This window comes from Sphaerospermopsis reniformis, assembly GCF_005402885.1.
Lineage (GTDB): Bacteria > Cyanobacteriota > Cyanobacteriia > Cyanobacteriales > Nostocaceae > Sphaerospermopsis > Sphaerospermopsis kisseleviana.
The window spans coordinates 1-8417 of sequence record NZ_BJCE01000235.1; the positions used below are offsets into that span (position 1 = coordinate 1).

Here is an 8417-nt window from a genome sequence, read left to right on the forward strand (position 1 = left end):
TGAAATCCCAAAAAATGCACACTTTTTCCGGTATACCCTTCAAAACCCTTGCACTAATTTCTGTGTTTATCAGCCTCTAACCTTTGATATATCAAGGTTTTAGGTTTATTCAGCAAACCCTATTTAGGTAAAAAAACCATAGGAGGATTAGCTTGAGGATTTCTAATTTCAGGAATTGGAGGCTTTTCCGGTTGTCCTGGTAAAATAATGGTATTAGGTGTAGATAATGACAAAAATTGATAAGATATTGGGTTGAGAGAAAACCAATTGTTCATGATTAGTAATTTTGTGATCTGTAATTACGAATTAAGAATTATTCGTCTTCTTCTGGGGGACGGGTTAAAATATCGAAAAGAATACTAGCACCAAAATCATTTTTATTATCAATACCTTGAATTTTGGTACTGATTTCTTTAGCTTGTTCTAACTTTCCTAGTTTAGCTACAACTAAACCAGAAGCAGCATAAGCATTTAAGAATAATCTGATATTGGGTTCTTCTTTTCTTTGCTGTAGGATTGGTTGCAGTTCTTCCCAATTATGAGGTAAATTCTCTATTTCTTTGATTTTAGCAATTATTTTTTCGGCTGTTGTCAGTGCTAAACTATAATTATTTTTGTAATAAAAATATCTGTAAGCTGCAACTAAAACATCTGTATTTTCTCCGGTTTTAGCTAAAGCTTGCTGCATATATTTGGCTGATTCTTCTGTATTTTCCCATGTTTTGGCGGCTAATATTAATAGTTCTTTGACTTCATCAGATACATCAAACCAGGAGAATTTGTTTTTGGTTTGCATAAGAACTCAAAAATATAAATTGATTGTCAGAATCAGGATTTTCAGGATGTGAGGATTTTCAGGATTAAATTTACCAATTACCAATTACCAATTACCAATTACCAATTACCAATTCCCACTCTAATTTATTTTATAGCATGGACTAGAAGTAATTATGTAAAATTTTATATTATCTAAATATCACAAGTGTTGAATCCTGGAATACAACTTTACAATCTTGGCGTTTTACCCAGGTAAAACCTATTGTCTATTGAGAATAGAGTCATTAATTGCTCAAATTTGGTATCACTGATACCAATGCACAAATTGGACAATATCCTCAAAATCTTAACATTCAACACTTCTGCTATAAAGTTTATCTAAGTTAGGTAAACTATTGTAAAGTTAATTTTTGATAATTAATATTTTTTAAACTTTATCAAGATATAAATCAGTTTGTTAAGCCTTTAATAATAGTTATCTCAACTTGTACATTTATTGAGTCAGCTAATATCGAAATTGTGTAATCTGGAAAAAACTAAGCTAAATAATTAAATAGAGGTCTAATGACTCCTACAATTATGCGTCAGCTTTGGTCTATAGTTGAAGCTGCTCAAACTGTAACTCTTTTGCAGCTGGACGATGCCAGCTTGGTACAGTGGTTAGTCAAACAGACCACAAAACAAGCCCTATTAGATCCCCATGAAATAGATTTTCTTTGTGACTACATCCGCGCTCGGCTCAGTCTTATCCGTGATCTTGCTTATGAACGTCAACAGTCATAGGGTATTGGTGATTGGTGATTGGGAAAAATAACCAATGACTAATAACTAATGACTAATAACTAATGACTAATAACTAATGACTAATAACTAATGACTAATAACTAATAACTACTGACTTTTTTGTGGTAAATAACCTTCAACTAAACAGTCAGAACCGACGACACGCCAATTAACTCTTTCTAGGGGTATAGCTTCTGTCATAGAAGTAAAACCTAAATCACCTACGGGTGTAGGAGCATGACGACCACCAATGATTTTAGGAGCGATAAAAGCCAGAATTTTTTGGACTGCATTTTGAGCGATCGCACTTGCGGCTAAAGTTCCTCCGCATTCCCATAATACGCTGCAAAAACCACGCCCATATAGATAAGCCATAACATGATCTGGTGTGAGCAAGGGAAATTCCACCACTTCCACACCCCTGTTAAGCAACATCTGTTGAAAATCTGGGGAACTGCCTACTGCTGTTAACACCAAAGTATGAGCTTCCGCCACTTCCCACAGACGGGCATTTTCTGGCAAATTCAAACTGCGACTCATCACCACCCGCAAAGGATTATATCCTTCTTGCTGATGAGTTGTTAAATAAGGATTATCCTGTCTAACGGTATTACCACCGACAATGACAGCATCACAAGCTGCCCTGAGTTGATGTACTTCGCTGCGGGCATCGGGATTTGTGATCCAAGCACTATGACCAGAATTAGTAGCAATTTTGCCATCCAGGGTCATAGCATATTTCAAAATGCCTAAAGGACGTTTGTAGAGAATGCGATGGATAAAACCTTCATTTAGTTTTTGACAAGCTTCTTCTTCCACCCCTACGACTACTTCTATTCCCGCATCACGTAAACGAGCAATACCACCTCCTGCTACCAAAGGGTTAGGATCGACCATACCCACAACTACCTTAGATACACCTGCTTTGATTAAGCCTTCGGAACAGGGAGGAGTGCGTCCGTAATGGTTACAGGGTTCGAGGCTGACATAAATTGTAGCGCCACGAGCTTTTTCTCCTGCGGCTCGGAGGGCAAAAACTTCGGCATGAGGTTCACCTGCACGGGGATGAAAACCTTCCCCGACAATTTCCCCATCTTTGACAACCACCGCCCCCACCAATGGATTTGGTGAAGTGCGTCCCAAAGCACGCCGGGCTAATTGCAAACACCGTTGCATCATCAGGGAATCAAATTCACTACTTACCATATTTGAGGACATTGTGACTGGGGAAGAGGTGATTGGGGATTGGGGATTGGGGATTGGGGATTGGGGACTGGGGACTGGGGATTGGGGATTGGTGACTGGTGACTGGTGACTGGTGAGTGGGGAAGAAAATTAAAAGTCAAAAGTCAAAAAATAGGGAACAGGGAACAGGGAGCAAGAAATATTTATTTTGCTCCTGCCTCCTACCTCCTGCCTCCTGCCTCCTGTTCCCTGTTTTATGAATTATGAATTAATTTCATTTTTTGCCACCAACGATTGAGAGGGTAATAAAACACAGGAGCCCATAGACTACTAAGAATAGCAGAAGCTAAGGCCACACGTTGGTAATATATCCAGATGTCTTCCGCTTTGCGGAAACATTCTGCACCACAGCTACCACCCATCAAAGAAAATTGCAATGCCAAAATAGTATTTGACACCACCGCCATGCCAAAGACAATTAAAGCAATAGAAATAAAGTCTTCTTGAATAAAACGTTGCTTTTGAATTAGGCTGGTCAGCATTCCTACAATTCCTAAACTGATGGCATGGGACGGGTGAGGCGCTGTCAAAGCATCTTGCAGTAGACCTAAAATGATACCTGCCAATGCACCTGCAAATATAGAGCGTTTCACACTCCACGCTACTACCCAAATCAGTAACCAGTTAGGTCCAATACCCAATAATTCCATGCCTGGGAATCGAGTTGGCAACATCAATAAACATAACAGCACTGAGCCAGATGTCACTGTCCAATCCATGACTTGACGTAGCCAGGGATGCCAATCTGTTAGTTGGGGAATTAAGGATTTGGATTTGCGGACTGGCTTTCTTGCTTTCTTGCTTGTGCTGCCAGGAAATCCAGGAATTTTCATGGTTTTGCTCAATTTTTCAGGTAATTGGTGATCGGTGATTGGTGATACAATTTTCTTTCCCAGTCCCCAGTCACCTCTTAGTTTGGTTGTTCCGGATCTGTATTTTCTGAACCTGGATATACTGTTACCCAATCTAAATAGCGTATTGGTGGGAATAATTCAACTTTGGCTACTGAGGTGGGGAGTTTCTTTAAATCTAAAGATTTGATTCTGCCTACTGGTACACCAGCGGGAAATTTCTGACTGTAAGTAGAGGTAGAAACTAAATCTCCAACTTTGACATTGGGGACTTTTTCATAAAACTCTAGCACTCCTTCGCCGGAAGAATCACCTCGTAAAACTCCTTTAGCAGATGTACGGCTAATAGTGACACCTACTTGACTTTTCAGATCGCTAACTAATAATACACGGCTAGTATTGGAAGTGACGCTTTCTACTAAACCCACTAAACCGCCTTCTGCTTTGACCACAAAACCTTTCTGAATACCTGCTTTTGTGCCACTATTTAAGGTTACTTGCTGCCACCAATGGCCAGCACTGCGTCCTATTACCCTGGCTACTATTGGGCGTTTTGCAAGTGGTTCTTTCTCTACGTATCCCAATAAACTTTGTAGTTTTTGATTTTGGCTTTCTAGCTCTACTATCCGGGTTTGCAATTCCAATAACTTGGCTTCACGGATGCGATTTTCAGGAGTGTTTCCTGGCTGCAACGTCTTTAATGGAGTGGCAATACCTAGATATATCTCCATCACTAGCGCCCCTTGAGTCTGTCGTAGTGTCCAAGCACTACCAAAGACTAGTGCTAACAAAACGATTTGTAATCCTTTATTTTCCCACCAACGGCGTGCCGTAAACATTTATGCCTGTTTATATTTGATAAATTATTTAAGATAGAGCAGAATTAAGAAGTCAGGAGTCGTAGGGGCGAAGTAGGGGCGAAGTAGGGGCGAAGTAGGGGCGAAGCATTCGGAAAATAAGCTGTGAGAAAAATTGATCATTGATTGCCCGAATGCTTCGCCCTTGCAGGAAAATAAGCTGTGAGAAAAATTGATCATTGATTGCCCGAATGCTTCGCCCTTGCAGGAGTCAGGAGTCAGGAGTAAGACTGGTGAAAGTGTATAGGTTTCAATTTAGATTTTGTACCTCATTGTTCTGTAACCTGCTGTATAACAGATAGGAGTTTTAAAAGCTGACTGCTGACTGCTAACTGCTAACTGCTATATTAAAATAGTGGTGGCTATATTATTTTATAGCTATAGCTACAGAATCCATTATCTTGTTTTCGCTTTTGCCTACATATTGCGAGAGTGTCCGCTGAATACCCTTTCTAGCTGCTTGAAGTTTTCTAGCACACGACCTGTACCCAGGACAACACAACTTAAAGGATCTGCTGCAATATGAGTGACTATACCTGTTTCATGACTAATTAAGGTATCTATCCCTTTAAGTAATGCGCCCCCACCTGCTAACATAATTCCTCTGTCAATAATATCTGCTGCTAGTTCTGGTGGTGTCCGTTCTAGTGTGCGTTTGACAGCTTCTATAATTACTGATAATGCTTCCAACATACTTTCTCGAATTTCTGGGCTTTTGATTATAACAGTTCTTGGTAATCCAGAAAGCAGGTGCAAACCGCGAACCTCCATAATAGCATCGTGATCATCGTCGGTAGGATAGGCAGAACCAATGCGAATTTTGATGTCTTCTGCTGTTCTTTCACCAATTACCAGGTTATGAACTTTTTTCATATACTGAATAATTGAGTCTGTTAATTCATCTCCGGCAATACGTACTGATTCGCTGATGACTGTTCCTTGTAAACTGAGTACAGCTACTTCTGTTGTTCCTCCTCCAATATCAATGATCATGTTACCGGTGGGTTCGGCGACTGGTAAACCAGCACCAATGGCTGCTGCTATTGGTTCATCAATTAAATATACTTCCCTGGCTCCGTGAGAAGCGGCAGTCATTACAGCTTGTCTTTCTACCCCTGTAACACCGCTGGGAATACCAATGACTATCCGTGGTAAAATCAGTGACTTACCTTCATTTACTCGCTGGATAAAGCTTTTTAGCATCAGTGCGGCCGTCTCAAAATCAGCAATGACACCATCACGCAGGGGGCGAACCGCTATTACATTACCCGGTGTCCGTCCGAGCATTTTTTTGGCATCTTCTCCTACTGCTAGTGCTATTTTTTCATTTTGATCAATGGCAACTACTGACGGTTCTTGTAGTACAATTCCTTTACCAGATACATAAACTAGGGTGTTGGCTGTACCGAGGTCGATACCCATATCCCATGATGAGCGAAAGTTACGAAAAAGACCCACGCGTATCTATGCCCCCTATATGCGCTAATTTGTGAGTGTTAATTGATAAGAGTGAGATTTAATTTTCCTGGATTTTATGATATTTCTTTGCCTGACTCCAGTAAATCAGACTATTTTTTTCTATAATTTTTGTCAATGTTGATGGCTGTAGCAGTCATCTTATTTTCTCTCTTCTCATATTTACTGAACTTAACCGTATAATGGCAATAATTACCAGTAATTTTTAAAGCATCTGGGACAATTAACATATATGATTGTTAATTACTTAACATATTTTCCAGGTTTTTACAATTGGTTATTATAAGATCAAAAATTAATCAGTACAATCGTACTCAAGTTTAACAGTAATTGAAGACTAAGGTAAGACCCATGAGCATTAATGTTGTCACTCTTGTTGGACGTGTAGGTGGCGATCCGAATATCAGGTATTTTGAGTCGGGAAAGGTTAAATGTGAGTTAACTTTAGCGGTTAATAGAAAAACAAAAAATAGTGATCAACCAGACTGGTTTAATTTGGAACTGTGGGGAAAAACTGCGGAAGTAGCAGGTAATTATGTGCGTAAAGGAAGTTTAATTGGGGTTAAAGGTTCTCTGAAATTTGATAGTTGGAGCGATCGCCAAACAGGTGTTAATCGTTCAAAGCCAGTCATTTATGTAGACCAACTAGAATTACTCGGTTCTAAGCGTGATGCTGAGGCGGCTATGGGGGATATGTCTCCAGAGAATTTTTAGGTGCAGGAGTCAGGAGTCAGGAGTCAGGAGTCAGGAGTCAGGAGTCAAGAGTCAGGAGTCAGGAGTCAGGAGTCAGAATAAAGATAAATATTTCCTGTTCCCTGTTCCCTGTTCCCTGTTCCCTGTTCCCTATTCCCTGTTCCTAATAACTAATTTGCAAAGTAACAGATGCTTGTACTTCTTGTTCACCACCGACTATGGGGGTGGAAGCATCGGCGAGGTTTGCTTTAGCAATTTCAACCCGTTGTAACATTGGTGGTGGGGGCGCACTTGCCCCATTAATTTGAATACTCACTATTTCTTTTGGTTGAAAACCCAAGGTGTCAAGAACTGCATCGGCTTGTTGTTGGGCATCCTGGGTAGCTTTTTTTAATGCTTGTTTTTGGGCGTTGCTAATAGCTTCATCTGTGGCGACAAAACTAATACCATTAATTTGGGTTGCTCCGGTTTTGACTGCTTCATCTAATAATGTACCGACTTTATCGGTGGGAAAGCGAAAACTCACGGTGTTGCTGGCTGCATAACCTGTAATTCTTTGGACGTTGTTGGTATAACTATAAACTGGGTTTAGCCGCACTCCTGTGGTTTCTAATTTCTCGACATTGCGGCTTTTAAGTAAGGCGACTACGGCAGATGACTTGCGGGCGGCTTCTTTTTGTACTTCTTCGGCTGTTTTTCCTTGCACTTCTACACCTAAACTAACTTGTGATAAGGTGGTAGCAATTCTTTCTACTCCACTTCCGCTAACGGTTAAGGTGCGCCATAATTTGGCTTTTTCTTCGGCTGATGCTGGTAGGGCAAATATCATACATATTAATAAGGTAGAATAAAGAATTTTTCCCAGGTTCTTGATATGAAGGGAAGAAATTGATAAGGTATTTCTAGACATAAAATGCACACTCCTCAAAAAAATCAATCAATTATCTACTGTCAACTTTTAACAGTTAACAGTTACTAAAACATCTGGGAGATTTAACTCCTATTGATAGTTTGGCATTGTCTAAATACAAGTTTGGGTTGGTTACGTTTTTGGTAACAAATTAGTTAGTTAGTTATTGTTATTCAATTCTTTTTTATATTCTCGCCACTTTGGCATAAATTGATCCATTAAAGCTTGAAATTTAGCGTTATGGGTGCGTTCTAACAGGTGGGTAATTTCATGCACTACTACATATTCTAAACAATGAATAGGTTTTTTTGCGAGTTCTAAATTTAACCAAATGCGTTTAGCTTGTACATTGCAAGTTCCCCATTTTGTTTTCATGGTTTTTATTCCCCATTCGTTAATATTTACACCTATGATTTTTTCCCATTTAGCTATTAATGGGGGAATTTGTATTTTTAATTGTTGACGATACCAATTATTTAAGACTTTTTGCCGTTGTTCTGTATTACTTCCTGTTTTAATATATAAATCAATATATGTGTTATTTCTAATTTCTATTTGTGCATTACCAGGTTTTTCAATCACGTTTAATATATAGCTTTTACCTTGAAAGTAGTGATTTTCTCCTGATAAATATGCTATTTTTTCCGGTATGTTGGAAAATTGATTATTAGGTTGATTATTAGGTTGATTATTAGATTTAAGCTGTTGTGCAGCTAGATTGTATAATAGGGAATTAAGTAACTAAGCGATCGCTTCTGAATTATGCCAGCAAAAAACCATCTGTCTCAAGAACAGAGAGAAAAGCTGTTAAAACACCTAAAAGAG

11 protein-coding genes are annotated in these 8417 nt (G+C 39.2%); 2 read left to right on the forward strand and 9 right to left on the reverse strand.

Annotated elements, in window-relative coordinates:
- Positions 1-119: 119 nt before the first annotated feature.
- Positions 120-275, reverse strand: coding sequence for a hypothetical protein (locus tag FFR48_RS29095; protein ID WP_201277667.1), 156 nt, complete (start codon positions 273-275; stop codon positions 120-122).
- Positions 276-313: 38 nt separating this feature from the next.
- Positions 314-796 carry a hypothetical protein gene (locus FFR48_RS22570; protein WP_096568005.1) on the reverse strand — a complete coding sequence of 161 codons (483 nt, stop codon included), beginning with the start codon at positions 794-796 and terminating at the stop codon, positions 314-316.
- A 545-nt stretch (positions 797-1341) separates the two neighbouring features.
- Between FFR48_RS22570 and FFR48_RS22575 the strand changes: the two genes are divergently transcribed.
- Positions 1342-1560, forward strand: coding sequence for a hypothetical protein (locus FFR48_RS22575; protein WP_096568007.1), 219 nt, complete (start codon positions 1342-1344; stop codon positions 1558-1560).
- Between the two features lie 108 nt (positions 1561-1668).
- Here FFR48_RS22575 and ribD read toward each other — a convergent pair whose 3' ends face one another.
- From ribD to FFR48_RS22600, 5 genes are all read right to left on the reverse strand, one after another.
- Entirely contained in the window at positions 1669-2766 is a 1098-nt protein-coding gene (ribD, locus tag FFR48_RS22580; protein ID WP_236104152.1) for a bifunctional diaminohydroxyphosphoribosylaminopyrimidine deaminase/5-amino-6-(5-phosphoribosylamino)uracil reductase RibD, read from the reverse strand.
- Positions 2760-2906: a hypothetical protein gene (locus tag FFR48_RS22585; protein WP_162501941.1), complete on the reverse strand. Its 147-nt coding sequence runs from the start codon at positions 2904-2906 to the stop codon at positions 2760-2762. Before FFR48_RS22585 ends, ribD begins: the two co-directional genes overlap by 7 nt.
- Positions 2907-2999: 93 nt before the next feature.
- Complete coding sequence (gene mreD / locus FFR48_RS22590) at positions 3000-3638, reverse strand: rod shape-determining protein MreD (protein WP_137668916.1); 639 nt, start codon at positions 3636-3638, stop codon at positions 3000-3002.
- Positions 3639-3715: 77 nt separating this feature from the next.
- Complete coding sequence (gene mreC / locus FFR48_RS22595; RefSeq protein ID WP_096568013.1) at positions 3716-4495, reverse strand: rod shape-determining protein MreC; 780 nt, start codon at positions 4493-4495, stop codon at positions 3716-3718.
- A gap of 435 nt (positions 4496-4930) precedes the next feature.
- Positions 4931-5935: a rod shape-determining protein gene (locus FFR48_RS22600; RefSeq protein WP_096568015.1), complete on the reverse strand. Its 1005-nt coding sequence runs from the start codon at positions 5933-5935 to the stop codon at positions 4931-4933.
- 405 nt (positions 5936-6340) lie between these two features.
- Between FFR48_RS22600 and FFR48_RS22605 the strand changes: the two genes are divergently transcribed.
- Positions 6341-6703: a single-stranded DNA-binding protein gene (locus FFR48_RS22605; RefSeq protein ID WP_096568017.1), complete on the forward strand. Its 363-nt coding sequence runs from the start codon at positions 6341-6343 to the stop codon at positions 6701-6703.
- 142 nt (positions 6704-6845) lie between these two features.
- On the opposite strand, the gene FFR48_RS22610 is transcribed toward FFR48_RS22605, so the two are convergent.
- Positions 6846-7592: an SIMPL domain-containing protein gene (locus FFR48_RS22610; RefSeq protein WP_096568019.1), complete on the reverse strand. Its 747-nt coding sequence runs from the start codon at positions 7590-7592 to the stop codon at positions 6846-6848.
- 159 nt (positions 7593-7751) lie between these two features.
- Entirely contained in the window at positions 7752-8243 is a 492-nt protein-coding gene (locus tag FFR48_RS22615) for a M48 family metallopeptidase (protein WP_137668917.1), read from the reverse strand.
- Between the last annotated feature and the right edge of the window lie 174 nt (positions 8244-8417).

What these genes read in the sequence shown, in the direction of transcription:
- FFR48_RS29095 (WP_201277667.1), bottom strand. Translation starts at nt 275, where the DNA reads ATGAACAATTGGTTTTCTCTCAACCCAATATCTTATCAATTTTTGTCA.
- FFR48_RS22570 (WP_096568005.1), bottom strand. Translation starts at nt 796, where the DNA reads ATGCAAACCAAAAACAAATTCTCCTGGTTTGATGTATCTGATGAAGTC.
- FFR48_RS22575 (WP_096568007.1), top strand. Translation starts at nt 1,342, where the DNA reads ATGACTCCTACAATTATGCGTCAGCTTTGGTCTATAGTTGAAGCTGCT.
- ribD (WP_236104152.1), bottom strand. Translation starts at nt 2,766, where the DNA reads ATGGTAAGTAGTGAATTTGATTCCCTGATGATGCAACGGTGTTTGCAA.
- mreD (WP_137668916.1), bottom strand. Translation starts at nt 3,638, where the DNA reads ATGAAAATTCCTGGATTTCCTGGCAGCACAAGCAAGAAAGCAAGAAAG.
- mreC (WP_096568013.1), bottom strand. Translation starts at nt 4,495, where the DNA reads ATGTTTACGGCACGCCGTTGGTGGGAAAATAAAGGATTACAAATCGTT.
- FFR48_RS22600 (WP_096568015.1), bottom strand. Translation starts at nt 5,935, where the DNA reads ATGGGTATCGACCTCGGTACAGCCAACACCCTAGTTTATGTATCTGGT.
- FFR48_RS22605 (WP_096568017.1), top strand. Translation starts at nt 6,341, where the DNA reads ATGAGCATTAATGTTGTCACTCTTGTTGGACGTGTAGGTGGCGATCCG.
- FFR48_RS22610 (WP_096568019.1), bottom strand. Translation starts at nt 7,592, where the DNA reads ATGTCTAGAAATACCTTATCAATTTCTTCCCTTCATATCAAGAACCTG.